This is a genomic window from Streptomyces tendae (assembly GCF_014650435.1).
GTDB classification, from domain to species: Bacteria; Actinomycetota; Actinomycetes; order Streptomycetales; family Streptomycetaceae; genus Streptomyces; species Streptomyces tendae.
Map to the genome: position 1 here is coordinate 119,434 of NZ_BMUY01000012.1, position 23,899 is coordinate 143,332.

General features: G+C 73.9%; 26 protein-coding genes and 1 pseudogene. 15 read left to right on the forward strand and 12 right to left on the reverse strand.

Features of this window, described 5'->3' with window-relative positions:
• The first annotated feature begins 144 nt into the window (after positions 1 to 144).
• From IE258_RS29100 to IE258_RS29120, 5 genes are all read left to right on the forward strand, one after another.
• Positions 145 to 2,127, forward strand: coding sequence for an AfsR/SARP family transcriptional regulator (locus IE258_RS29100; protein ID WP_189748328.1), 1,983 nt, complete (start codon positions 145 to 147; stop codon positions 2,125 to 2,127).
• 59 nt (positions 2,128 to 2,186) lie between these two features.
• Positions 2,187 to 2,621 carry a PPC domain-containing DNA-binding protein gene (locus IE258_RS29105; protein ID WP_189748330.1) on the forward strand — a complete coding sequence of 145 codons (435 nt, stop codon included), beginning with the start codon at positions 2,187 to 2,189 and terminating at the stop codon, positions 2,619 to 2,621.
• 87 nt (positions 2,622 to 2,708) lie between these two features.
• The gene (locus IE258_RS29110; protein WP_159326072.1) at positions 2,709 to 3,134 is read left to right on the forward strand and encodes a CBS domain-containing protein; all 426 of its coding nucleotides are present in this window, start codon (positions 2,709 to 2,711) and stop codon (positions 3,132 to 3,134) included.
• A gap of 26 nt (positions 3,135 to 3,160) precedes the next feature.
• Positions 3,161 to 3,415, forward strand: coding sequence for a DUF6343 family protein (locus tag IE258_RS29115; RefSeq protein WP_159326073.1), 255 nt, complete (start codon positions 3,161 to 3,163; stop codon positions 3,413 to 3,415).
• Between the two features lie 25 nt (positions 3,416 to 3,440).
• Positions 3,441 to 4,460, forward strand: a complete 1,020-nt coding sequence (locus IE258_RS29120) for a sigma-70 family RNA polymerase sigma factor (RefSeq protein ID WP_189748332.1) — start codon at positions 3,441 to 3,443, stop codon at positions 4,458 to 4,460.
• A 17-nt stretch (positions 4,461 to 4,477) separates the two neighbouring features.
• Here IE258_RS29120 and IE258_RS29125 read toward each other — a convergent pair whose 3' ends face one another.
• The gene (locus IE258_RS29125) at positions 4,478 to 5,914 is read right to left on the reverse strand and encodes an FAD-dependent oxidoreductase (RefSeq protein WP_189748334.1); all 1,437 of its coding nucleotides are present in this window, start codon (positions 5,912 to 5,914) and stop codon (positions 4,478 to 4,480) included.
• A 14-nt stretch (positions 5,915 to 5,928) separates the two neighbouring features.
• Positions 5,929 to 7,260, reverse strand: a complete 1,332-nt coding sequence (locus IE258_RS29130; RefSeq protein WP_229892503.1) for a polysaccharide pyruvyl transferase family protein — start codon at positions 7,258 to 7,260, stop codon at positions 5,929 to 5,931.
• 230 nt (positions 7,261 to 7,490) lie between these two features.
• Between IE258_RS29130 and IE258_RS29135 the strand changes: the two genes are divergently transcribed.
• Entirely contained in the window at positions 7,491 to 8,441 is a 951-nt protein-coding gene (locus IE258_RS29135; RefSeq protein WP_189748336.1) for a TerC/Alx family metal homeostasis membrane protein, read from the forward strand.
• A gap of 15 nt (positions 8,442 to 8,456) precedes the next feature.
• Here IE258_RS29135 and IE258_RS29140 read toward each other — a convergent pair whose 3' ends face one another.
• On the reverse strand, positions 8,457 to 9,296 hold the full coding sequence (locus IE258_RS29140; RefSeq protein ID WP_189748338.1) for a helix-turn-helix transcriptional regulator: 840 nt from the start codon (positions 9,294 to 9,296) through the stop codon (positions 8,457 to 8,459).
• A 103-nt stretch (positions 9,297 to 9,399) separates the two neighbouring features.
• Here IE258_RS29140 and IE258_RS29145 point away from each other — a divergent pair, with 103 nt between their 5' ends.
• Positions 9,400 to 10,107 (forward strand): SDR family NAD(P)-dependent oxidoreductase, encoded by a 708-nt coding sequence (locus tag IE258_RS29145; RefSeq protein WP_189748340.1) that lies wholly within the window; start codon positions 9,400 to 9,402, stop codon positions 10,105 to 10,107.
• Positions 10,108 to 10,146: 39 nt separating this feature from the next.
• Here IE258_RS29145 and IE258_RS29150 read toward each other — a convergent pair whose 3' ends face one another.
• Complete coding sequence (locus IE258_RS29150) at positions 10,147 to 10,350, reverse strand: hypothetical protein (RefSeq protein WP_127893291.1); 204 nt, start codon at positions 10,348 to 10,350, stop codon at positions 10,147 to 10,149.
• Between the two features lie 141 nt (positions 10,351 to 10,491).
• Between IE258_RS29150 and IE258_RS29155 the strand changes: the two genes are divergently transcribed.
• Positions 10,492 to 11,397: a LysR family transcriptional regulator gene (locus IE258_RS29155; RefSeq protein WP_189748342.1), complete on the forward strand. Its 906-nt coding sequence runs from the start codon at positions 10,492 to 10,494 to the stop codon at positions 11,395 to 11,397.
• A 78-nt stretch (positions 11,398 to 11,475) separates the two neighbouring features.
• Here the strand turns inward: IE258_RS29155 and IE258_RS29160 are convergent, their stop codons facing one another.
• Positions 11,476 to 12,039 (reverse strand): NAD(P)H-dependent oxidoreductase, encoded by a 564-nt coding sequence (locus tag IE258_RS29160; RefSeq protein WP_189748344.1) that lies wholly within the window; start codon positions 12,037 to 12,039, stop codon positions 11,476 to 11,478.
• Between the two features lie 139 nt (positions 12,040 to 12,178).
• On the opposite strand from IE258_RS29160, the gene IE258_RS29165 reads away from it, so the two are divergent.
• Both IE258_RS29165 and IE258_RS29170 read left to right on the forward strand, forming a co-directional pair.
• A complete protein-coding gene (locus tag IE258_RS29165; protein ID WP_189748347.1) occupies positions 12,179 to 12,883 on the forward strand; it encodes a TetR/AcrR family transcriptional regulator in 705 nt (234 codons plus the stop codon).
• 72 nt (positions 12,884 to 12,955) lie between these two features.
• Positions 12,956 to 13,990: a LacI family DNA-binding transcriptional regulator gene (locus tag IE258_RS29170; protein ID WP_189748349.1), complete on the forward strand. Its 1,035-nt coding sequence runs from the start codon at positions 12,956 to 12,958 to the stop codon at positions 13,988 to 13,990.
• A 19-nt stretch (positions 13,991 to 14,009) separates the two neighbouring features.
• On the opposite strand, the gene trxA is transcribed toward IE258_RS29170, so the two are convergent.
• A complete protein-coding gene (trxA, locus tag IE258_RS29175; RefSeq protein ID WP_159326082.1) occupies positions 14,010 to 14,405 on the reverse strand; it encodes a thioredoxin in 396 nt (131 codons plus the stop codon).
• Positions 14,406 to 14,525: 120 nt separating this feature from the next.
• Between trxA and IE258_RS29180 the strand changes: the two genes are divergently transcribed.
• A complete protein-coding gene (locus tag IE258_RS29180; protein WP_189748351.1) occupies positions 14,526 to 15,959 on the forward strand; it encodes a dihydrolipoyl dehydrogenase family protein in 1,434 nt (477 codons plus the stop codon).
• Positions 15,960 to 16,274: 315 nt separating this feature from the next.
• Here the strand turns inward: IE258_RS29180 and IE258_RS29185 are convergent, their stop codons facing one another.
• Both IE258_RS29185 and IE258_RS29190 read right to left on the reverse strand, forming a co-directional pair.
• Positions 16,275 to 16,931 (reverse strand): peptide deformylase, encoded by a 657-nt coding sequence (locus tag IE258_RS29185; RefSeq protein WP_189748359.1) that lies wholly within the window; start codon positions 16,929 to 16,931, stop codon positions 16,275 to 16,277.
• 42 nt (positions 16,932 to 16,973) lie between these two features.
• Positions 16,974 to 17,321: a tetratricopeptide repeat protein gene (locus IE258_RS29190; RefSeq protein ID WP_127893298.1), complete on the reverse strand. Its 348-nt coding sequence runs from the start codon at positions 17,319 to 17,321 to the stop codon at positions 16,974 to 16,976.
• A gap of 148 nt (positions 17,322 to 17,469) precedes the next feature.
• Between IE258_RS29190 and IE258_RS29195 the strand changes: the two genes are divergently transcribed.
• The gene (locus tag IE258_RS29195) at positions 17,470 to 18,435 is read left to right on the forward strand and encodes a pirin family protein (RefSeq protein ID WP_189748361.1); all 966 of its coding nucleotides are present in this window, start codon (positions 17,470 to 17,472) and stop codon (positions 18,433 to 18,435) included.
• Between the two features lie 15 nt (positions 18,436 to 18,450).
• Here the strand turns inward: IE258_RS29195 and IE258_RS29200 are convergent, their stop codons facing one another.
• Both IE258_RS29200 and IE258_RS29205 read right to left on the reverse strand, forming a co-directional pair.
• Positions 18,451 to 19,671: a metallophosphoesterase gene (locus tag IE258_RS29200; RefSeq protein ID WP_189748363.1), complete on the reverse strand. Its 1,221-nt coding sequence runs from the start codon at positions 19,669 to 19,671 to the stop codon at positions 18,451 to 18,453.
• Between the two features lie 227 nt (positions 19,672 to 19,898).
• Positions 19,899 to 20,288 carry an IclR family transcriptional regulator domain-containing protein gene (locus tag IE258_RS29205; RefSeq protein ID WP_229892505.1) on the reverse strand — a complete coding sequence of 130 codons (390 nt, stop codon included), beginning with the start codon at positions 20,286 to 20,288 and terminating at the stop codon, positions 19,899 to 19,901.
• Here IE258_RS29205 and IE258_RS29210 point away from each other — a divergent pair.
• A pseudogene (locus IE258_RS29210) lies at positions 20,229 to 20,578 on the forward strand (3-hydroxybenzoate 6-hydroxylase); the annotation flags it as partial. The gene IE258_RS29205 and the pseudogene IE258_RS29210 overlap by 60 nt on opposite strands.
• Before the next feature lie 179 nt (positions 20,579 to 20,757).
• Here IE258_RS29210 and IE258_RS29215 read toward each other — a convergent pair.
• Positions 20,758 to 21,159, reverse strand: coding sequence for a hypothetical protein (locus IE258_RS29215; protein ID WP_189748365.1), 402 nt, complete (start codon positions 21,157 to 21,159; stop codon positions 20,758 to 20,760).
• A gap of 234 nt (positions 21,160 to 21,393) precedes the next feature.
• On the opposite strand from IE258_RS29215, the gene IE258_RS29220 reads away from it, so the two are divergent.
• Positions 21,394 to 22,026: a bifunctional 4-hydroxy-2-oxoglutarate aldolase/2-dehydro-3-deoxy-phosphogluconate aldolase gene (locus IE258_RS29220; protein ID WP_189748367.1), complete on the forward strand. Its 633-nt coding sequence runs from the start codon at positions 21,394 to 21,396 to the stop codon at positions 22,024 to 22,026.
• A complete protein-coding gene (locus tag IE258_RS29225; RefSeq protein ID WP_189748369.1) occupies positions 22,023 to 23,084 on the forward strand; it encodes a sugar kinase in 1,062 nt (353 codons plus the stop codon). The genes IE258_RS29220 and IE258_RS29225 overlap by 4 nt, the downstream gene beginning before the upstream one ends.
• On the opposite strand, the gene IE258_RS29230 is transcribed toward IE258_RS29225, so the two are convergent.
• A complete protein-coding gene (locus IE258_RS29230; RefSeq protein WP_189748372.1) occupies positions 23,066 to 23,737 on the reverse strand; it encodes a fascin domain-containing protein in 672 nt (223 codons plus the stop codon). The two genes, IE258_RS29225 and IE258_RS29230, sit on opposite strands and share 19 nt — an antisense overlap.
• Positions 23,738 to 23,899: the final 162 nt, after the last annotated feature.

Genomic DNA, 23,899 nt, shown 5'->3' on the forward strand with positions numbered 1-23,899 from the left:
GCTGGCGTCACACGTCCCGGTGACGCCTTCGAGGCTGCCGCCCGCGAATCAGCAACCGATCAGCAACCGGCCGGGAACCCACCAGCACGCGTACCGTGGTGATCGCACGAGCGGTGACGATCGGGAGTGGACGGGACACGGACCATGGAAGCGGTCACGTTCGGTGTGCTCGGATCGGTCACCGCGGGGCGCGGCCCGCACGTGCTCGCCCTCAAGGGCCCCCGGCACCGGGCCGTGCTCGCCCGGCTGATCCTGGCCCGGCGGCGGATCGTCCCGGTCACCCGCCTGGTCGAGGACCTCTGGGACACGCCGCCGCCGCGGGCCGTGGGAGCGGTACGCACCTTCGTCGGGGACCTGCGCCGCGCCCTGGAACCCGACCGGCCGCCGCGCGCCCCCGCCCGGCTGCTCGTCACCGAGGGCCCGGGATACGCCCTGCGCACGGCGCCGGACACGGTGGACGCGTGGCGCTTCGAGGCCGCCGTCGCCGAGGCGGACCGACTGCCGGCCGCGCAGGCTCCCGACCGGCTGCGGGCGGCCCTGGGGGAGTGGCGGGGACCCGCCTACGCCGAGTTCGGCGCGGAGGACTGGGCCCGCGGGGAACGCTCCCGGCTCACCGAACTGCGGCTGCGCGCCGTCGAACGCCGCGCCGAACTGCTCGTGGAACTCGGCCGCGCCGCCGAGGCGGTCCCCGACCTGGACGCGCACCTCACCGAGCACCCCTGGCGCGAGGAGTCCTGGCGCCTGCTCGCGCTCGCCCTCTACCGGACCGGACGGCAGGCGGACGCCCTCGCCGTGCTGCGCCGGGCCCGCGCCCTGCTGGCCGGACGACTGGGCATCGACCCCGGCCCGCGGCTGCGGCGCCTGGAGGCCGGCATCCTCGCCCAGGACCCAGACCTGGACCCGCCCGGTGAACCGGCGGACCCGGCGGCCCGGCTGTGGGCCCGGGCGACCGAGGCGTACGACCGCACGGTCGCCGCGGGCTCCCGGGCCCGCCTGGAATCCACCGTGGGCCTGCTGCGGAGCCTCGCGGTCACCGGCGGCGGTGGCCTGGAGGCCGCCCGGGAGCATCGGATGACAGCGGTCCGGGCGGCGGAGGAGACGGGCGACGCCGAACTGACGGCCCGGGTGATCGGCGCCTACGACGTCCCCGCCAACTGGACCCGCAGCGACGACCCCGAACTGGCCCGGAGCATCGTCGCCGCGGCCGAGCGGACACTCCTCGCCCTGCCGGAGGACCCCGCCACCGACACGGCACGCTGCCGCCTGCTGGCCACCGTCGCCCTGGAGTCCCGGGGCGTGCGCTCCCCGCGCGGGCCCCGGGCGGCCGCCGAGGCCGAGCGGATCGCCCGCCGCCTGGACGACCCCGCGCTGCTCGCGTTCGCCCTCAACGGCGTCTTCATGCAGTCCTGCACCCGCGCCGGCCTCGCGCCCCGCCGCGACGCGATCGGGGCCGAACTCGTCGCCCTCGGCACCCGGCACGGCCTGGTCAACTACGAGATCCTCGGCCACCTGGTCCGGCTCCAGGCCCGCTCGGCCCTCGCCGACCTCACCGCCGCCGACGCACACGCGGCGGCCGTGGACCGCCTCGCCGAACGGCACGAACGGCCCCTCGTGTCCGTCTTCACCGCCTGGTACCTGGCCCTGCGGCAGGCCGTCTCGGCCGACTCCTCCACCGGCTCCCACGACCGTGCCGAGGCCGCCTACCGCTCGGCCGCCGGGCGCCTCGACGGCGCGGGGATGCCGGGCCTGGAACGCGGGCTGCTGCCGCTCGCCCTGCTCGGCCTGCGCCTGGCCCACGGCAGACCCGCGGAGGTGGACCCGAGCGCGGACTGGGGGCCGTACCGGCCCTGGGCCGAGCCGTTCGCGCTGCTGGCCGAGGGCCGCGACACCGAGGCCGGGAACGCCCTGCGGGCCCTGCCCGAACCGCCGCCCGACCTCCTCTACGAGGCCCTGTGCTGCGCCGAGGCCGCGCTCGCCCTCGGACTCGGCGACCGCCCGGCCCTGCGGCGGACGTACGACAGGCTGCTGCCCGCGTCCGGTGAACTCGCGGGCGCGGCCGGCGGGCTGCTCACCTTCGGACCGGTAGACGGCTGGCTCGACGCGATCCGCCGGGCACTGGAGTCATGAGGTGACACCACACCTCGTGCCCGGGGTTGCCCCCGGCCCCCGCCGGGTACCCGCGGGCCATGAAGTGGCAGCAGGTCCAGGGCGGTCCGTCCGCGGTGTTCGTGGTGGTGCTCGAACCGGGCGAGGACGCGGTCGCCGAGCTGACCGCCTTCGCCCGTGACCGTTCGCTGGGGGCCTCCCAGGTGACCGCGGTCGGCGCCTTCTCCGAAGCGGTCGTCGGCTGGTTCGACCGGCAGGCGAAGGACTACCGGCGCATTCCCGTCCGGGAGCAGTGCGAGGTGCTGTCCCTCATCGGGGACATCGCCGTCGCCGACGACGGTCCCACCCCGCACCTGCACGCCGTACTGGGCCTGTCCGACGGCTCCACCCGCGGCGGCCACCTGCTGTCCGGCCGGGTCTGGCCGACGCTGGAGGTCGTCGTCCGGGACAGCCCGGCGGAGCTGGCCAAGACCCACCGTCCCGACATCGGCCTGGCCCTGATCGACCTGGACTGAGCCGGTCGCCGCGGCACGGTTTACCGGCCCGGGCGCGGGCTACGCGGGCCGCAGACGATCCCGTACCGACACCCAGGGAGGCGCGAGATGACACGCCGCATCCGAGACGTGATGTCACCGGCGGCGGTGGCCGTCGAACCCATGACGACGGTGGCGCGGGCGGCCCGGCTGATGCGCGAGGAGGACGTCGGTGACGTCCTGGTCACCTACGACTGCGACCTGTTCGGTGTCCTCACCGACCGTGACATCGTGCTCCGCGGCGTCGCCGAGGGCCGGGACCCCGACGCCACCACGGTGGGCGCGGTGTGCACACCCCCGCCCGTCGTCACCCTCGAACCCGACGACACCACCGACCACGCGGCCGAGCTGATGGCCCGGCACGCCGTACGCCGGCTCCCGGTCGTCGAGCACGGCGGCGTCCCGGTCGGCGTGGTCACCCTCGGCGACCTCGCCGCCAGCGACGACCCGCACTCGGCGCTCGCGGACATCAGCCGGGCCGCACCCGGCCACTGACACCCCCACCACCGGGGAGGAACGGCATGAGCGAACCGCTCCACGCGCACAGTGCCCTGCGGCTGAGATTGCTGCTGTCGGCACTCTTCGTGCCGCTGTTCCTCGCCGGGACCGTGTTCTTCGGGGTGTGGGCCGCCGACACCGGCTCCGGCGACAGCCCGGGGCGCGGCATGCTCGTGGTCATCGCCGTCGTGTGCGGGGCGCTCGCCCTGCTGGCGGCGGCCGACCTGCTGGTGGTGATCCGCCGGCTGAGAAGCGAACGCGGGACCGGGCCCCGGTGATCCGGAAGGGGACGGAGGAGACGACATGGCGCCCACGGCACACACACCCGGGGCACGCACCCCGCGGGACCGCCGCGCCACAACCCGCACCGCACGGCTGCGCAGCCGGATCCCCGAACCCGACGAGGAACCCGATCTGCTCGGCCAGTACCTGACCCAGATCGGCGCCACGCCCCTGCTGACGGCCGAGGACGAGGTACGGCTCGCCACCCGCATCGAGGCGGGCGTGCGGGCCAGGGCGGAACTGGAGAGCGCCGACACCGGCGAGCCCGCCCCCACGCCGGGGCGGCGCCGCGCGCTGGAGGAGACCGTCCACGACGGGCTGGAGGCCAAAGATCACATGGTGCGGGCCAATCTGCGGCTGGTGGTGTCGATGGCCAAGCGGCACGCCCACCGCGGGCTGCCGCTCCTCGACGTCATCCAGGAGGGCAACCTCGGACTGATCCGGGCCGTGGAGAAGTTCGACCACACCAAGGGCTTCAAGTTCTCCACGTACGCCACCTGGTGGATCCGCCAGGCCATCGAACGGGGCCTGGCCACCCACGCCCGCACGGTACGGCTGCCGGTCCACGTCGTGGAGCAGCTCCAGAAGCTCGCCAAGGTCGAACGGAAGCTCCGCGCGGGCCTCGACCGCGAGCCGACCACCGAGGAGGTCGCCGCCGAGAGCGGCATCGACGCGGACAAGGTCGTCTGGCTGCGCAGGGTGGGCCGCGACGCGGTCAGCCTGGACACCCCCGTGGACGAGACCGGCGACACCGTCGTCGGCGACCTCATCCCGGACACCGAGGTGCTGCGCGCCCCGGAGGTCGCCGAGTTCCAGGCACTCGCGGCGGAGCTGCGGGAGGCCGTCGGCACCCTCGCACCCCGCGAGTCCCTGATCCTCAGCCTGCGCTACGGCCTGCACGACGGCCGCCCGCGCACCCTGCAACAGGTCGCCCAGCACGTGGGCCTCACCCGCGAACGCGTCCGCCAGCTGGAGAAGGAGTCCCTCGCCCACCTGCGCGCCCCGGAGAACCGGGAACGCCTCCTCGACTGGGCGAGCTGACCCGGACCGGACCCGACCTAGTGCGGCTCCGTCCGCAGCCGGGCCCCCTGCCGCAGCAGTTCACGCTGGACCAGTCGGTAGGGCAGGCCGCGCGGTCCGCGCCCGTGCCGGACGGTCAGCGCCGCGCACACCCCGGCCGCGTGCCCGGTCGCCATGGCGATGGGCATCACCCGGTACGACGAGTGCGCCACGTGCGTCCCGGAGATGCAGCGGCCCGCCACCAGCAGCCGGTCGGTGCCCCGGGGCAGCAGGCAGCGCAGCGGGATGTCGTAGAAGCTGCCCCGCGGCACCCGTTTGAGGACGGTGCCGGAACCGCGCGGATTGTGGATGTCGACCGGATAGGCGCCGTGCGCGATCACATCCGGGAAGGCGCGCGCCGCCAGGATGTCGTGGCCGGTGAGCTGGTAGTCGCCGAGCACCCGCCGGCTCTCCCGCACCCCGATGTGCGTGCCGCTCTGCACCACGTACGACTCCTCGAAGCCGGGCACGCGGGTGCGCAGGAAGCGGTCGATCTGCGCCAGCTGGTGCCGGGCCGTGTACTCGGCGCGGGTGAGGTCCCAGACGCTGGTGCCGAGGACCCGGTTCACCCGGGTGCTGTTGACCGCGACCTCGCGCGGGTGCGGGGTCGCGAAGAAGAGGATGTCCTCGCGCGGCAGCCGCAGTTCGCCGTCCGCCCGGGCCTCCTCGATCAGGTCCCACAGCCCGTGCACACCCCGCCACTGGTCGGGGTGCTCGCGCACGTACGCGGCGAAGTCCGGCCGGGAGAAGTCGGCGACCCGGAACATCAGCGTCATCGGCTGCACGAGGCCGTCCTCCGGCCGCCCGATCTCGTACGGCGCCCCGCAGGCCGTGGCCACGTCGCCGTCGCCCGTGCCGTCCACGACCACCCCCGCGTCGATCACCACCGGCCCCGACTTGGTCTCGAACACCACCCGCCAGCCCGAACCGTCGTCGAGCGGCAGTGCCCCGGAGGCGAAGGAGTGGAACAGCATCCGCACCCTCGACTCGTCCATCATCTCCAGCAGGGAGAACTTGAACAGCTCCGGATCGAAGGGGACCGTGTACCCGGTCTTCGGAGAGGGCGGCAGGCAACCGCCGCGGCCCATCAGCCGGTCGAGCAACTGCCACAGGACGCCCGCGACCACCGGTTCGCCCTCGCCGTGGTCGGTGGGCAGCAGCCGTGAGGTGTCCCCGGCCTCGGTGAACGCGGCCTGCTTGTGCTCGTTGTGGAACGACATCAGCGGCATCACCAGCGCGACGGTCGCGTTGCCGCCGAGGAAGCCGTACCGCTCCACCAGGACGGTGTCGGCCCCGGCGTCGGCCGCGCCGATCGCCGCCGCGAACCCGGCGGGGCCGCCGCCGACCACCAGGACGTCGCAACGGCCTCCGTGCCGGGCGGGTCGGGGCGGCAGGGTGACGGTGCGGGACTCGTGGGGCTCCTCCAGGATCGGCATCGCTCACCTCCGGGTCAGGCGTTCAGCGGCCGTGGCTCGGTGACGTACGGGCCGTCGCCGGTCGGCCCCTCACCGGTCGGCCCCTCACCGGTCCGTCCGTCGCCGGTCGGCCCGTCGACGGTCGGCCGCTCGCCGGTGGTCGCCCGCCCGCCCGCCGGGTCCGCACCCGCCGCGGGGGCGTCGCCCGACCCGCGTGCGGCATCGATCTGGTCGAGCAGGGACCCGCACCGCTCGCAGGTCTCGCGCGCCGACGCGGACAGCTCGCCCATCCGGGTCCGCAGACCGTCCCGGCGCTGCGGATACTCGTCCCAGAGCCGGTCCACCTCCGCCAGCAGCAGGCCCGCCTGCTCCCGCGCCACCCCCACCAGCGCCGGGGCGCCGAGCCGCCGCGCGAAGTCGAAGACCTTGCCGGAGTACGGCAGCGGCAGCACCGGTACGCCGGTGAGCGCGGCGAAGATCACGAAGTGCAGCCGCATGCCCACGGCCACGTCGAGGTGGCGCATGAAGCCGAGGACCTGCCCCGGGCTGTAGTCGCCGTGCAGGATGCGGCCCTGGTCCGGGGCCGTCATGTGGGACAGCACGGCGTGTGCGTGCCGTACGTCGTGCCGTTCCATCGGCAGGAACACCACGCGCGCGTCCAGCCGGCGGACCAGGAAGTCCGCGACGTCGGCGAGCAGCGCGTGGTAATCGCCCTCGTCGAGCTTCTCGGCGGCCCGCCCCGGCTCGCGCACCGACATCCCCACCAGCCGGGCGCCGGACGGGATGCCCTCGTCGCGCATCATCGCCCCGGTGAACGGCTCCGGGGCCAGCAGCAGCGCCGGGTCGGCGGTGACCGCGACCTCCCGCTCCAGGCCGACCTCCTCGAGCACCAGCCGCGACTCCTCGTCCCGCACCACGACGTCGTCCATCTCCGCCAGCACCGTGCGCACCGCGTCCCGGTCCTCGGCGTCCGTCAGCGGCCCGGCGCCGACGGCGTAGGCGAAGGTGGGCACGTGCCGGGTCTGCGCGGCACGGACCAGCCGCAGATAGCGCCGCGCCTCACCGTCGTAGAGGATGCCGCCGCCGCCCAGCACCAGGAGGTCCAGGCCGGGCAGCACGTCGAGGACGTGGTTGCGGCTGACGCCCTCCCAGGGCACCACCTCGTCGGCGTCGGGGTGGTGGACGCGGGTGTGCTCCGCGTTCCGGCTCAGGACGACGAGCTGCGCGTTCGGCCGCCGGGCGCGCAGACAGCTCAGCACGCAGGTCAGGATCGCCTCGTCGCCGATGTTGAAGCCGCCGTAGGAGCCCAGCACGCCGATGCGCGGGCCCCGGCGGGCGGGGTGCGGATGCGAGGGCCGAAGGTTCATCCGGGGCTCCCGTCACGTCGGAATCGGCCGGCGCGCGCCGGTCTCGGTGCGTGGGGCCGCGCACGGTGCCGGGTTGCCTGCGCCGCATCCCGGAAACACCCTGACCAAAGAACCACTCCGACCAACGAACCACTCCGGCCAAAGAACCACCCCGATCAAAGAACCACCCCGACCGAGAGCCCTTGACCGAGAACCACCCGTACGCGACCCGTCCCGCACCAGGAGCACCGGTGAACGTCTCTCTCAGCGTCTGGCTGCTGACCGTCGCGGGTCTGTGCGTCCTCGTCGCCGCCGACTTCTTCATCGGGCGCAAGCCGCACGACGTGTCCATCCGGGAGGCCGGGATCTGGACGGCCGTCTGGGTGGTCCTGGCCTGCCTGTTCGGCGTGGGGCTGCTGGTGGTCGGCGGCGGCGGGCCCGGGGGCGAGTTCTTCGCCGGGTACATCACCGAGAAGTCCCTCAGCGTCGACAACCTCTTCGTCTTCGTCCTGATCATGGCGAAGTTCGCGGTGCCCTCGCAGTACCAGCAGCGGGTGCTGATGGTCGGCGTGCTGGTGGCGCTGGTGCTGCGGGCCGCGTTCATCGCGGCGGGCGCGGCGATCATCTCCGCCTTCTCCTGGGTGTTCTACCTCTTCGGCGCCTTCCTGATCTGGACCGCGTGGAAGCTCGTCCAGGACGCCCGCAAGAAGGAGCACGAGGAGGAGTACGAGGAGAACAAGCTGCTGAAGTCGATCGAGCGCCGCTTCGGTGTCGCCGACCGGTACCACGGCACCAGACTGTGGGTCGAGGAGAACGGCAAGCGGGTCATGACCCCGATGCTGGTCGTGATGCTCGCCATCGGGTTCACCGACATCCTGTTCGCCCTGGACTCCATCCCCGCCATCTACGGACTGACCCAGGACCCGTACATCGTGTTCACGGCCAACGCGTTCGCCCTGATGGGACTGCGCCAGCTGTACTTCCTCATCGGCGGCCTGCTGAAGAAGCTGGTCCACCTGTCCTACGGCCTGTCCGTCATCCTCGGTTTCATCGGCGTCAAACTGGTGCTGCACGCCCTGCACGAGTCCGGCGTCCACGTGCCGGAGATCGGCATCCCGTTCTCGCTCGGGTTCATCGTGCTGGTCCTCGCGGTCACCACGGCGAGCAGCCTGTGGGTCACCAGGCGGCAGGAGCGGGCCTGACGCCCGCGGTGTGGGCTACTCCACGAGCTCCTGGGTGCCCAGGACCGTGAGCAGGGCCAGCCGCTCCGCGTCCGCGGTGTCCGGCTCGGCCGTGTAGACCATGACCCGCAGATCGCTGCCCGCCACACCGAGCACGTCGCAGTCCAGGGTGAGGGGCCCCACCCGTGGATGGTCGACGACCTTGCGCGCCGCCTCGTGCCGGCCGACCGCGTCCGCCCGCCACAGCTCGGCGAACCGCTCGCTGCGGGCACACAGTTCCGCGACCAGCCGGGCGAGCCCGCGGTCGGCGGGATAGCGGGCGGCGGTGGCGCGCAGGTCCGCGACGAGGGCCGCCTCGAAGGCCCGGCGCTCCTCGGGCGTGTACCGGGCCCGGCTGCCCGGCCCGACGAAGTTGCGCCACACCCCGTTGCGCTCCGGGCCCCGCCACCGGGACGGGTCGCCCATCAGCGCCGCGTAGGGCGGGTTGGCGAGCAGCAGTGTCCACGCGGCGTCGTACACGGCGACCGGAGTGCCGGCCAGTCGGTCGAGCAGCCGGTGGACGCTCGGCGGGATGTACGCCGGGACCGTCTCGGGACCCGGCGGCACCAGCCCGGCCAGCCGGAACAGGTGCGCGCGCTCCTCGGGCGGCAGCCGCAGTGCCCGTACGAGAGCCTCGACGACCTGGGCCGAGGGGTTGGCCGCCCGGCCCTGTTCGAGGCGGGTGACGTAGTCGACGGAGACACCGGCCAGCAGGGCCAACTCCTCGCGCCGCAGCCCCGCCGCCCGCCGGTGCCCGCCCGCGGGCAGCCCCGCCGACTCGGGCGAGACCCGGTCCCTGCGCAGCCGCAACGCCCGCCCGAACTCCGTAGCCGTCATGGTCCCCAGTGAACACCGCGGGCGCCGGGTCTTCCTGGTACCCGTGGTCCCAGGAAGACGGGACGCCTGGCTGCCCGCACCGGCGCGCCGCAGGCTGGACCCCATGACCACCACACTGATCACCGGAGCCAACAAGGGCCTCGGGTTCGAGACGGCCCGCCGCCTCGTCGCCGCGGGCCACACCGTCTACGTCGCCGCCCGGGACCCCGAGCGGGGCCGCCGCGCCGCCGCGGAACTGGGCGCCCGCCCGATCGTCCTGGACGTCACCGACGACGCGTCCGTCGCCGCCGCCGTGCGGACCGTCGCGGCCGACGGCGGCCTCGACGTCCTGGTCAACAACGCCGGTATGGAGCAGCGCGGCGAGGACAACTCCGTGACCGGGGCCGACGGCACGACCGCGGACCTGCTGCGCACCGTCTTCGAGACCAACGTCTTCGGGCTGGTGCGCGTGACCCACGCGTTCCTGCCGCTGCTGCGCCGCTCCACCGCGCCCGTCGTGGTCAACGTGAGCAGCGGGCTGGCCTCGCTGACCGGACTGACCTCACCGGACAGTCCCGGGTACGGCTATCCGGGCCTCGCCTATCCGGCGTCGAAGACCGCGGTCAACGCGCTGACCGTGCAGTACGCGAAGGCGTTGCCCGGGATGCGGATCAACGCGGTCGAACCCGGCTTCACCGCGACCGACCTGAACGGCAACACCGGCACGCAGACCGTGGCCGAGGGCGCCGAGGTCATCGTCCGGATGGCCCGGCTGGGCCCGGAAGGACCCACCGGGGGCTACTTCGACGCGGCGGGCCCGCTGCCCTGGTAGCGCCGGGACGGCCGTGCGCCGGGCGGGTCCCGGTAGGCTCTAGCAGCCCGCCGGTGTGGGCCTGCCGCGCGAGACCACCCGGGTGCCGTGGTCGTCGACGACGCGGGCCTGGAGCGAACCGCAGGCGCAACGGGTCCACAGGGTGCCGCCCGCCCCGGTGGGGTGGGCGGACAGCACCTGGAAGGGCTCGGCACCGTCGGGCCACCCGCAGTGCGGGCAGACGACACCGGTCGAGCTGGGCATGGCGACTCCTCGTGCGTCAGTGGTACGTCGGGATGCTCGTGTGGGCTCTCGGTCCCACCGTGGCGCCACTGACAGGGTGCGGCCACGGATCCGTTCACGTCCAGGTTGACTTTACGGACTCCACCGTGAAGCGTGCGCTTCATGATTGATCTGCGCAGGCTGCACGTGCTGCGGGCGGTCGCCCACTACGGCACCGTCACCGCGGCGGCCCGTGCCCTGCACTTCACTCCCTCGGCAGCCTCGCAGCAGATCAGGCAGCTCGCCCGGGACCTGGGCGTCGACCTCCTGGAGCCGCAGGGGCGCGGGGTGCGGCTCACCGCGGCCGCGGAGAGCCTGCTGGAGCACGCCGACGCGATCGAGGCCCGCTGGGACGAGGCCGAACTGGATCTGCGCGCGGGGGAGGGGACCCCGGCGGGGCCGCTGCGGGTGACGGGGTTCCCGGTGGCCGTCTCCGTCCTGCTCGCCCCGATGGCGGCGCGGCTGCGGGAGCGGCACCCCCGGCTGTCGGTGCGGATCCGGGAGGTCGAGGTGGCGGAGAGCTTCGACCGGCTCTTCGAGGGGGAGAGCGATCTGGCGGTGGTGGAGGCGACGCCCTCCAACCCGCCGGCCGCCGACGCCCGCTTCGACCAGCGGCCGCTGCTGGACGACCCCTTCGACCTGGTCGTCCCCGAGGGCCATCCGCTGGCCGGACGGGACGGGGTCGACCTCGCCGACGTGGCGCACGAGCCCTGGATCGCGCCGGTGCCGCAGAGCCCCTGCCGGCCGCACGTGATGTCGGCGTGCGGTGCCGCCGGCTTCACCCCCGACGTGGTCCACCACGCGCTGGACTGGAACGTCACCGCGCACCTGGTCGCCCACGGCCTCGGCGTCGCCCTGGTGCCCCGGCTCGCCCAGCTGACGCCCGAGCTGCCGATCGTCCGTGTGCCCTGCGTCAACCGGCCGCACCGCAAGCTGCTGACCTGCACCCGCAGCGGCGGCCACCGCCGTGCGGCGGTCGCGGCCGCGCTGGAGGAACTGCGCACGCTGGCAGCCGCGGCGGTCGCCTGACGCCCGGCGGTGGCGTGACGCCCGGCGGGACCGGGGCTCGGCCGAGCCCCGGTCCCGTATGGTCTCCTCTCGCGCCGGTCAGGCGGCGAGGGCCTCGTCCGTGTGGCCGTGCAGCCGGGCGACGACCTCGGTCAGCTGCGCGGCGACCTCGGCGTCGTCGGCCGGGTGGGTCTCGGCGAAGCGGGTCACCGAGCCGGGGATGGCCAGCTTGATGTCCTCGATCACCTTGCCGCCGGCGATGCCCACGGCCTTGCGGGCCTCGTCCTGCGCCCACACGCCGCCGTACTGGCCGAAGGCGGTGCCGACCACGGCGACGGGCTTGCCGGTGAAGGCGCCGGCGCCGTACGGGCGGGACAGCCAGTCGATGGCGTTCTTCAGGACGGCCGGGATGGTGCCGTTGTACTCGGGCGAGAAGAGCAGGAAGGCCTGCGCGCCCTGGGCGGCCTCGCGCAGCTTCGCGGCGGCGGCCGGGACGCTGCCCTCGACGTCGATGTCCTCGTTGTAGAAGGGGATGTCGGCGAGCCCCTCGAACAGCTGCACCTCGGCGCCCTCCGGCGCGAACTTGACGGCCGCCTCGGCGAGCTGGCGGTTGTGCGAACCGGCGCGAAGGCTGCCGACGAGCGCAAGGATGCGGACAGACATGAGTACTCCCACTGCTGGAACACGTGTCGGCGGGCGTGCCGAAACACTGCGGTAACAATCCGGACCGAGGTCCGTTTAATTTCTAACATCTCAAACGGACCGCGGTCCAGTTTCCTTCCCGATGCTTTACGCTGGCTTCATGTCCGCCGCCCTGCCGCCCTTCCCGCAGCCTCAGGAGAACGTCGGTCCGCCCGAGTTGCTGCAACTCGGCACCGGGACCGACGCGGACGAGCCCTGCCTGCGCGCCGACGCCGCGCGCAACCGCGCCCGGCTCCTGGAGGCCGCCGAGCGGCTGGTCGCCGAGCACGGCGCGGGCGCCCTCACCATGGAGGCGGTGGCCGCCGCCGCGTGTGTGGGCAAGGGCACCGTCTTCCGCCGCTTCGGCGACCGCACCGGGCTGCTGGCGGCGCTGCTCGACCACTCCGAGCGGAAGTTCCAGGCCGCGCTGCTGAGCGGCCCGCCGCCCCTGGGCCCCGGCGCGCCCCCCGTCGAGCGGCTGCGGGCCTTCGGCTGCGCGCTGCTGCGCCGCTCCATCGACGAACTCGACCTGCTGCTGGCCGGGGAACCCAGCGCCGAACGCCGCCACACCTTCCCACCGCGCCGCTTCCTGCGCCATCACGTGGCGCTGCTGCTGCGGGAGGCCGTGCCGGACGCCGACAGCGAACTCCTCTCGCACACCCTGATGGCCTACCTCGACGCCGCCCTGATCCACCACCTCACCCAGCAGTGCGGGCTGCCCGCCGAACGCGTGCGGGCGGGCTGGCTCGACCTGGTCGCGAGGGTCACCCGCACCGACGGCCCGGTCCCCGCGGCCGACACCCCGGCCACCGCACCGTCGGCCTGAACTCAGTTCGCCGCGTACCGCGTTGCCCCGCCCGCCGTGCCGCGTCCGGCTTCTGCCAGGATGCCGTATGTCATGGTGCAGATACCGAATCCGCCGCCCCCCGAGCCCTCCGCAGCGCGCTCCGTGCCCACGAGCGCCGACGTGGCCCGCCTGGCCGGCGTCTCGCGCGCGACCGTCTCCTACGTCCTCAACAACACCGGCGCCGTACGGATCAGCGAACCCACCCGCCGCCGCGTCCGCGAGGCCGCCCGGGAACTCGGCTACGTCCCGCACGCCGCGGCCCGCTCCCTGCGCGCCGGGCACAGCCGCATGGTCCTGATGCCGGCCCCGTCCTTCCCCGCCGGCCCGCTCTACAGCCGCTTCCTCAGCGGACTCCAGTGGGCGCTCGGCCGCCTCGACTACACCGTCGTCCAGTACGGCACCGCCGGCGTCCACGGCGACGAGGCCGCCCGGGCCTGGGCCGAGCTGCGCCCGGTCGCCGTCCTCGCACCCGGCTCCGACCTGGGCCCGCGGGGTGTGGAGATCCTCAAGCGCTCCGGCGCCCGGGCGGTCGTCACCCTCGGCCCGGAGGCCGTCGAGGGAGCACACGCGCTGCTCACCGACCAGGAGGGCGTCGGCCGCGGCGCCACCCGCCACCTGTACGACCGCGGACGCCGCAGAATCGGCGTCGTCGTGCCCGCGGAACGCGGCCTGGACGTCTTCTCGGCACCGCGCCTCGACGGCGCCCGGCAGGCGGTGGCCGGCACCGACGCCACCGTCACCGAGCTGCCCCTGCGCTACGAGGAAGGGGACGCCGCCCGCCTCGCGGCGCGCTGGCGCCCCCTGGGGCTCGACGCGGTGTTCGCGTACAACGACGAGTACGCGATGCTGCTGATGCGGGCCCTTCAGGACGAGGGCCTCGACATCCCCGGTGACGCCGCCGTGATCGGCGCCGACGACCTGATGCTGGGCCGGCTGCTGAGGCCCCGGCTGAGCACCGTCCACCTGGAGCTGCCCGCCGGCCGCGACCTGGCCGCACTCGTCGACCGGGCGGTGCACGACCCCGGCGCCGCGCCCGAGCGCCACAAGGTGCTGGGCGCGACGGTGGTGCACCGGGAGTCGAGCTGACCGGCGGCCGAACCGGGTGCTACTGGCCTTCCTGGCCGTTCTGCCCGGCCTGCGCCTGCTGCTCGGCGACCGCCTTGCGGACCTCGTCCATGTCCAGCTTCCGGGCCTGACCGATCACGTCGGTGAGGGCCGCCTCCGGCAGCGCGCCCGGCTGTGCGAACACGGCCACCTGGTCCCGCACGATCATCAGCGTCGGGATCGAACTGATGCCGAATGCCTGCGCCAGCTCGGGCTGCGCCTCGGTGTCCACCTTGCCGAACACCAGGTCCGGGTTGGCTTCCGCCGCCTTCTCGTAGACCGGCCCGAACTGCTTGCACGGACCGCACCACTCCGCCCAGAAGTCGATCAACACGAACTCGTTGTCCGTGACCGTCTGGTCGAAGTTCTCCTTGGTGAGTTCCACGGTGCTGGTCATGAGGTGATCCCTCTTCCTGGTTTCGGGGGAGAAGCCGTCGGCACAACACTGCCGACCTGGTGGGTATTCCGCGCACGTACCCATGTGGCCACGCCGCACACCACCCACCAGACTGACCCCATGACGCAATCGGATTCCCTCACGTACGACGTCGTGGTGATCGGCGCGGGTCCCGTCGGCGAGAACGTCGCCGACCGCACCCGCGCGGCCGGGCTGTCCACCGCCATCGTGGAGAGCGAACTGGTCGGCGGCGAATGCTCCTACTGGGCGTGCATGCCCAGCAAGGCCCTGCTGCGCCCGGTCATCGCCCGCGCGGACGCCCGCCGCCTGCCCGGCCTCGCTCAGGCCGTCCAGGACCCCCTCGACGCACCGGCCGTCCTCGCCCGCCGCGACGAGTTCACCTCGCACTGGAAGGACGACGGCCAGGTCCAGTGGGTCGAGGGCATCGGCGCCGACCTGTACCGCGGACAGGGACGGCTCGCCGGGCCGCGCACGGTCGAGGTGGCCGGCCCCGACGGCACCAGCCGGACCCTGACCGCCCGGCACGCGGTCGCCGTCTGCACCGGCAGCGCCGCCGCCCTGCCCCCGCTGCCCGGACTCGCCGAGGTACGCCCCTGGACCAGCCGCGAGGCCACCAGCGCCGAAAGCGCGCCCGGCCGCCTCATCGTGATCGGCGGCGGAGTCGTCGCCGTCGAGATGGCCACCGCCTGGCAGGCCCTCGGCTCCCGGGTCACGATGCTGGTGCGCGGCGACGGCGGCCTGCTCGCCCGGATGGAGCCCTTCGCCGGGGAACTGGTCGCCGAGGCGCTCACCGAAGCCGGCGTGGACATCCGCACCGGCGTCTCCGTCGAGTCCGTCACCCGCGAGAACGGCACCGTCGTCGCCGTCACCGACACCGGCGACCGCCTGGAGGCCGACGAGATCCTCTTCGCCACCGGCCGGACGCCCCGCACCGGCGACATCGGCCTGGAGACCGTCGGTCTGGAACCGGGCTCCTGGCTTGAGGTCGACGACAGCCTCCGGGTGGCGGGCCACGACTGGCTCTACGCGGTCGGCGACGTCAACCACCGCGCCCTCCTCACCCACCAGGGCAAGTACCAGGCACGCATCGCGGGCGCCGCCATCGCCGCCCGCGCCTCCGGAGCAGCGAACCTGGAGTCCGACCCGTGGGGCGCGCACACCGCGACCGCCGACCACGACGCCGTTCCCCAGGTGGTCTTCACCGACCCCGAGGCGGCGTCCGTCGGCCTGAGTCTGGCCGAGGCCGAGCAGGCGGGCCACCGCGTCCGCGCCGTCGACGTCGACATCGCGGTGGCGGGCTCCAGCCTGTACGGCGACGGCTACAAGGGCCGCGCGCGCATGGTGGTCGACCTGGAGGACGAGATCGTCCGTGGTGTCACCTTCGTCGGCCCCGGCGTCGGCGAGATGATCCACTCCGCGACCGTCGCCGTCGCCGGCCAGGTGCCGATCAGCCGCCTGTGGCACGCGGTCCCGTCGTACCCGACGATCAGCGAGGTGTGGCTGAGGCTGCTGGAGGCATACCGGGACAACTGACGACGCCGTCGCATCCCCTGGTCCGGACGGCCCGGGCCCGACGGCCAATCCCGACGGCCGGGCCCGGAGGCGTGCCGGCGGTCGGTGCCGCCGGTCGGAGCCGACGGGCTTTCCCGTCGTGCGGTCCCGGCAGGTGGTGCCGGAGGCCGGTGTCGGCAGAGGTGGCGCAGGCCGGTCCCGGTGGCTGGTCGGATCGCCGGGTCGGGCAGCTCGAACCCGCAGATCGGTCCTGACGGGCAGTCCCGACAGGTGGTCCCGACGGGTAGTCCCGTGTGGTCCCGGCGGTCGGTGCCGCAGGCCGGTCCCGGCGGCCGGTCAGGCCGTCGGGCCGGGCAGCTCGAAGCCCAGTGCCGACGCCGCCCGCTCCGGCGTCGGCTGGGACCAGAGGTCCGCCATCGCGGCGTTCGACGCCAGTGAGCGCAGCTCGGCCCGGTCCAGGTACAGCGTGCCGTCGAGGTGGTCCGTCTCGTGCTGCACGATCCGGGCCGGCCAGCCCGCGAACACCTCGTCCACCGCTCGCCCGTGCTCGTCCCGCGCCCGCAGCCGCACCTCGGCGTGGCGCGCCACCACCGCCTGCCAGCCCGGCACACTCAGACAGCCCTCGAAGAACGCGGCCCGCGCGCCGCCGACCGGTTCGTACGACGGGTTCACCAGCACCCGGAAGGGCTGCGGCACCCGTCCCCGCGCCACCCGCACCTCGTCCGGCACCGGCGCCGGATCCTCGATCACCGCGATCCTCAGCCCCACCCCGACCTGCGGCGCGGCCAGGCCGACGCCGGGCGCCGCGTGCATGGTCAGCCGCAGTGCCTCGACGAACCGCTCGAACAGCGCGGGCGCCAACTGCCCGTCGTACGGCTCGGCCGCGCGCCGCAGTACCGGATCCCCGGCCGCGACGATCGGCAACGGGCCGCCGACGGCGAGCAGTTCCTCGATCCGCTCGGCAAGCGGGGCACGATCACTCGGAGTTCCCATCGCGGTTCCCATCGCGCCAGGATGCCACGCTCCGAGTTCTCCTCAGAGCTCGGCGAAGTCGCCCGCGAGGGCCGAGGCGATCCGCAGCTGGGCGTCGGCCTCCTCCTGCCGCCCCTGCCGTTCCAGGGTGCGGCCCAGCATCAGCCGCGCGTAGTGCTCGACGGGATCGCGCTCGACGACGATCCGCAGCTCGGCCTCCGCCCGCCGCAGCTGGGCGGAGTGGTAGTAGGAGCGCGCCAGCAGCAGCCGCGGGCCGGTCTGCTCGGGCACCTGGGCGACCAGTCCGTCCAGGACGCGGGCCGCGGCGGCGTAGTCCTTGGCGTCGAAGAACATCCGCGCGCGCTCCCAGCGCTCCGCCGGCGTTCCGTGGTCGTAGTACGTCATGTCCACTGGAGGACCTCCTTCGGCCCCTGCAACCACACCGCACGGTTGAACATTCCACTACCGATCGAGGTGCGTACGGGGCGCCGTAGCCCGCCACGGTGACGGCCCGGCGTCCGTCTGACGCGAGGGCCCCGCCGGGTCTAGGTTGGGCGGCATGAGCAACCTTGATCGCGAGGCCGTACCCAGTCTCTGCGGCGGCCGCGGCTTCGTGGTGACGGAGCCCGTACGGGAACTTCTCAGCCCTCGCCACGTCAAGCTCGGCGAGTCCACCGAGGTCCGCCGACTGCTGCCCAACCTGGGCCGGCGCATGGTCGGCGCCTGGTGCTTCGTCGACCACTACGGACCCGACGACATCGCCGACGAGCCCGGCATGCAGGTGCCGCCGCACCCGCACATGGGCCTGCAGACGGTGAGCTGGCTGCACGAGGGCGAGGTACTGCACCGGGACTCCACCGGCAGCCTGCAGACCATCCGCCCGCGCCAGCTGGGCCTGATGACCTCCGGCCGCGCGATCAGCCACTCGGAGGAGAGCCCGCGCCCGCACGCGCGCCTCCTGCACGGCGCACAGCTGTGGGTCGCCCTCCCGGACACCCACCGGCACACCGACCCGCACTTCGAGTTCCACGCCGAGCTGCCCGAGGTCACGGCGCCGGGCCTGAGGGCCACCGTCCTCATGGGCACCCTCGACACCGCCACCTCGCCCGGCACCGCGTACACCCCCCTCGTCGGCGCCGACCTGACCCTCACCGGCGGCACGGACGTACGCGTGCCGGTGGAACGGGACTTCGAGTACGCCGTACTGGCCATGAGCGGCGAGGCCCACGTCGACGGCGTGCCCCTGGTGCCGGGCTCGATGCTCTACCTCGGCTGCGGCCGCGACGAGTTGCCCCTGCGGGCCGACTCGGACGCGGGGCTGATGCTCCTGGGCGGTGAACCGTTCGAGGAGGAGCTGATCATGTTCTGGAACTGGATCGGACGCTCCCAGCAGGAGATCGAGCAGGCCCGCCGGGACTGGATGGAAGGCTCCCGGTTCGGGGAGGTCAAGGGGTACGACGGGGCGCCACTGCCTGCACCGGAACTGCCCCCGGTGCCGTTGAAGCCGCGGGGAAGGGTGCGCTGATCCAAACGGCACCCCCTAGGGCGCGGTGGCCGTCCGTGGGCTGCGGAGGACGAGCAGGGTGATCTCGCTGGGGGCGAAGACGCGGAACGGCGGGCCCCAGAAGCCGGTGCCGCGGCTGGTGTAGAGGAGGGTACGGGCGCCGTGGTGGCTGAGGCCGGCGAGGGCGGGCTGGTCGAGGCGGACCAGGTGGTGGAAGGGCCAGATCTGGCCGCCGTGGGTGTGGCCGGAGAGCTGGAGGTCGATGCCGGCGGCTGCCGCCCGGTCGACGAACGTGGGCTGGTGCGCCAGGAGCAGGACGGGCAGGTCGGGATCGGCACCGTCGAGGGCTCCGGCGAGGTGGGCGCGGTGGCCTGCCAGGCCGGAGGACTCGGCGGTGACGTCGTCCACGCCGGCGACCACGAGGGTGTCGCCGCCGCGTTCGAGCAGCAGATGACGGTTGCGCAGCGGCTCCCAGCCCAGTTCGTCCATCAGGTCGACCCAGCCCTGGGCCTCGCTGTAGTACTCGTGATTGCCGGTGACGTAGACACGGGCATGGGTGGCCCGGACGGTCCCGAGCGGGGCGGCCTGGGCGCGGCGTCGTTCGGCCGTGCCGTCCGCGATGTCGCCGGCGTGGCAGACCAGGTCGGCTTCGAGGGTGTTCACCGTCTCGCAGACCCGTGCCGACCAGCGGGCGCGGTCCAGGGGGCCGTAGTGGGTGTCCGTGACGAGGGCGACCCGGAGGCCGTCCAGCCCGGCACCCAGACGGGGGAGTTGCACATCGATCCGGCGCACGCGCGGCACTCGGCGCGCCTCGGCGTACCCCCAAGTCAGCAGTACGGCGGTCACGCCGAGCACGGCCCACGCGACGATCCGGGCCCGGTCCTGGCTGTCGCCGACGCCGGTCACGGCCAGGGCGGCCCGCAAGAGGACGCCGAGCAGGACGGACCAGGTGAACAGGACCCAGCTGGCGCCCAGCAGTGTGTCACCGATGATCGCCGCCCAGTCCTGCTGACGTCGGCCGTGGCCGCGCACCATCGCGAGAGGCATACCGACGAGACCGAGGAAGAACACGGCGGTGCCGACCAGAGCGACGGCCAACGGCCAGTGCTGGCCGGCGTGCAGGAGCACCCAGCAGGGCACGGCCCACAGCAGGACGGGGGCGATCAGGGGGATGAAGCGCATCAGGCTGTGCAGCCGGCTCGGCCGTGGACCTCGCGCTTCCCCCTCGGCGGGCCGGGCGCTGTCGGTGTCGGTCACGCTTCCCCTCCCTCACCGGGCTGCGGTCCCGCGCACTGTATCCGGTCGGCCTCGGTCCGGTCGGACCCGGCACCGACCGGGGCGGACCCATGGACGCGACCACCCTCGTCACAGCGAGCCGCGCACCTCCCCGTGATCCGAGAACGGGCGGCCACCACTTTCTCGGCGTGCGTGCGGAGCGGCGCGCCGAGTCCTGGTGACCGGGCGGCCGTAGGCCCGATCGCGGCTCAGGACCCGTCGGACAAGTCGTCCTCGAGGGCGTGCGCCGCCGCCTCCAGCGTGGCGACCAGCGCCTGCAGACGCCTGGGTTCGTAGCGCACGCCCGGCATCGACACCGACAGGCCGGCCAGCGCGGTGCCGTCCCGGTCGCGCACCGGGACGCCGACGGCGATCAGACCGCGCTCGGAGCGCTCCTTGTTGACGGCGAACCCGTTGCGGCGCAGACGCTTCAGCTCGGTCCGCAGCCGGACGAGATCCGGCCGCTCGGACGGACGGTCGCGGTAGCGCTCGGGTGCGTACACCTCGTCCAGTTCCTCGTCGGTGAGGTCCGCGAGCAGCAGCAGCCCGCGCAGGGCGCGATCATGGCCGTCGAGGACGGCTGGGTGCTGGGCGAGCACGTCGCCCGCAACCGCGCCGCGGACGGCTCGGTCGACTGGTCCGCCGCCCTCGCCGCCTACCAGGCCGTCCGACCGGAGCACTGCCGGCGCGTGCTGGCCACCTCCCGCAAGTGGGGCGAGCTGTGGCACCTCGACGTCTCGCCCGCGAGCAGCGCAACACGCTGCTGCGCGCCCGCGACACATACGACTACGCCTTCACCGACTGGCTGTACGGCCCGACCGCCCTGACGCCGGAGCAGGAACCGGACATGTTCACACCGCTCCCGCTGTCCTCGGCGACTCCGGTCTAGCGAGGAAGGGGCACGAGCGTACGGAACACCTTGCATCAGCTGCTACACCCCGCAGGGGATGCCGGTACCGGTCCGCGGTGGCAGCACGGCCGACCGGTCCGGGGGTGAGCCGGGCCGGTCGGCCGTGTTGCGGTCGGCGATCGGCGGCCGCCAGGCGGTGGCCGCTCGATGGTCGCCGGTCAGTGGTGGCCGTGCGGCCGGAGCCACTGCGGCCGGTGCGCGGCGGGGCGGCGGTGTCCGGCCGTCTCGTCGGCGGTGTCCGTGCTGCTGCCCGGGCCCTCCAGGCGGCCGGCCAGCGCGTCACGCTCGGCGGTGGCCTGCCGGGCGGTCTCCCGTTCCCTGCGGCGCTTCTTGCCGCGGTGGCGCGCCATTACCGTCCCGGCCAGGAGCATCCACATGCCCAGGCCGAAGATCAGGGTCAGGGCGATGCCGCCGAGAAACGCCCCGAGCGTACTGATCGTGAATGGCTCGCTCCCCAACAGGGTCACGGTGTAGTCCGGACCGCCGGACAGGTTGTACGCGATCAGCAGGCCTGCGAAGGCGGCGGCGCCCGCCATGAGCAGGAGGCCCAGCACCAGCATGTCTCTCACCTCGTCGCACGTGGATGTCCTCCATCCGGGTCACCATGACGAATGGGGCAAAACGCACAACTTGGCTACGGCCGACCGTTCCACCGCCTCCGGCACCGCCCGGTCTCCGGCGCGGCGCGGCGGCGTTCTACCCTGGCCGACGAGCGCCGCCGTGCGCCGGCCAGCGCTGCCCAGCACCGTGGGCCGACCTGTGACCCCTGATGCCCCGGAGTAGGAGACCCGCCTGTGGATCTGCGAGCCGCCCTGGACACCCACCGCCTCGTCGCCATCGTGCGCGGCGCCGACGCCGACGCCGCGCTGCGCACCGTGCTGACGCTGGCCGAGGAAGGCGTGGAGCTGATCGAGGTGTCGCTGACCGGCGCGGACGCTCTCCTGGTCATCGAACGCGCCAGAGCGGCCCTCGGCCCCGACCGGCCCCTGGGCGCCGGTACGGTGCTCACCGCCGCCGACGCCGTGGCCGCCCACCGTGCCGGAGCCGACTTCGCGGTCACCCCGGGACTGGGGGAGGGCGTCACGGCGGCCCGCGAGCGGGGGATGCCCGTCCTGGTGGGCGTCATGACGCCCACCGACGTCATCACGGCGCGCACCCTCGGCGCCACCGCGCTGAAGATCTTCCCGGCGGCCCAGGCGGGCGGACCGGCCTTCGTCAAGGCGCTGCGCGGACCCTTCCCCGACGAGGCACTCGTGCCCGTCGGCGGTGTCGACGAGGCGGCGGCCCGCGCTTATCTGGCGGCCGGGGCCAACGCCGTCGGAGTCGGTTCCCCGCTGATCGGCGACGCCGCCGACGGAGGCAGCCTCGACGGCCTCCGCACCCGCGCCCGCGCCTTCCGCGCCGCCGTGCGGGAGGCCCGGCCGTGACCGGCGCCCGGCCCGCGCCGGAGCGGGACGACGACGCCTCGGCGGGCCGGCCGGCGCACACCGCCGCCGATCCGGCCACGAGCCCCTGGCGACCACCGCGGGGACCGGTGGTGTGCCTGGGCGAGACCATGGCGGCCATGGCCCCGGCTCCGGCGCACTCGCTGGACGACGCCGAATCCCTGCGCGTCGCGGTGGCGGGCGCGGAGTCGAACGTGGCCATGTACCTCGCGGACCTGGGCCTGCCCGTCTCCTGGCTCTCGGCGGTCGGTGACGACGCGCTCGGCCGACGGGTGCGCTCGACCGTCGCGCGGGCGGGCGTGGACGTCTCGGGCGTCCGGACCGACCCGGCGCGGCCGACCGGTCTGCTCCTGAAGGACCCGGGCGCCAGCGGCACCCGCGTGCACTACTACCGCGCGGGCTCGGCGGCCTCGGCCCTCGGCCCCGACCTCCTGGACGACGAGCGGATCGGCGGGGCCGGCCTGCTCCACCTGACCGGGGTGACGCCGGCCCTGTCCCCGTCCTGCCGGGCCCTGGTGGAACGGGCGCTGCACACCCCGCCGAAGCGACGCGCCCACGCCGTCAGCTTCGACGTCAACCACCGCCCCGCCCTGTGGCCGCCGGACACGGCCGCCACGGTACTGCGCGAGCTGGCAAACCGCGCCGACATCGCCTTCGTCGGCCTGGACGAGGCCCAGGACCTGTGGGGCGCCGACCTCGACGCCACGGACGTCCGCCGGCTGCTGAGCCGCCCGCGCGTCCTCGTCGTCAAGGACGGCGGTCGAGGTGCCACCGCGTTCACCGAGCACGGCGAGTGGACCGTGCCCGCGCTGCCGACCGAGGTCGTGGAGCCGGTCGGCGCGGGCGATGCCTTCGCCGCCGGATTCCTCGCCGGACTGTGCGCGGACACGGACCTCACCCGGGCCCTGCGGCTGGGTCACCTCACGGCCGCCTCCGCGCTGAAGGTCGTCGGGGACCACGGACCTCTGCCCGACGAGGGCACCGTCGAAGCGATGCTGGCCCTCGCCGAGCAGGACTGGTGTCAGGCGCCGATGTCGTAGAGCACGAACTCCTCCCACGAACCCGTCACGTCGGTGGAGCGGGCGCGCAGCGCGTACTGGAGCGAACCGGTGTAGCCGTTCTCCATGGCGACGAAGAGCCCGTTGAGCGTGGACTGCAGCGCCCACCGGTCCAGGGTCTCGTTGTAGTAGAGGACGAACCGCTCCCAGCCGCCCACACTGGTGGAGCGGGCGCGCAGTACGTTCTGTGCGCTGCCGGTGTAGTTCTTCTCCACCGCCACGTAGCGGTTGTTCGCCAGGGACCGCAGCGCGTAGGTCTGGGTGGCCTCGTCCCACTCGAAGGCGTAGCTCTCCCAGGAGCCGCCGAACTCGGTCGAACGGGCCCGCTGGAGACCGGTGTTCGGCTCGGCGTAGTTCTTCTCGGTGGCCACGAAGCGGCTGTTGCGGGCCGACTGTACGGCCAGCAGCTCGGGCTCCGCGGCCGCGGCGGCGGTGTTCCCCGCGGCGAGCGGGGCCCGCAGGGCGTCCTGGTCCCCGGTGATCCGCGCCAGGGCGGTCGCGTCCACCGCCTCCCAGCCGGCCGGCGCGGCGGCAGGACCGTCGGCGCGCGGGGCGGCGACGGCGGTGGGCACCGTCAGCGCCGACGCCGCGAGCAGGGCGCTCAGGGACAGCAGGACGGAGGTCGTACGTCTCACGGGAATTCCTCGGCTTTCGTCACACGGATACCGGGGCGGCGGGACGGAAATCCCGCGGGAAACGGCACCGAGACATGACGGCGTCACCCCCGAATTTCTCCGCACCCCCCAAAGGCCGCGGTCGGCACCCCTCCCCGGGTGCGTCGGCGGTCGCTGCGCCTA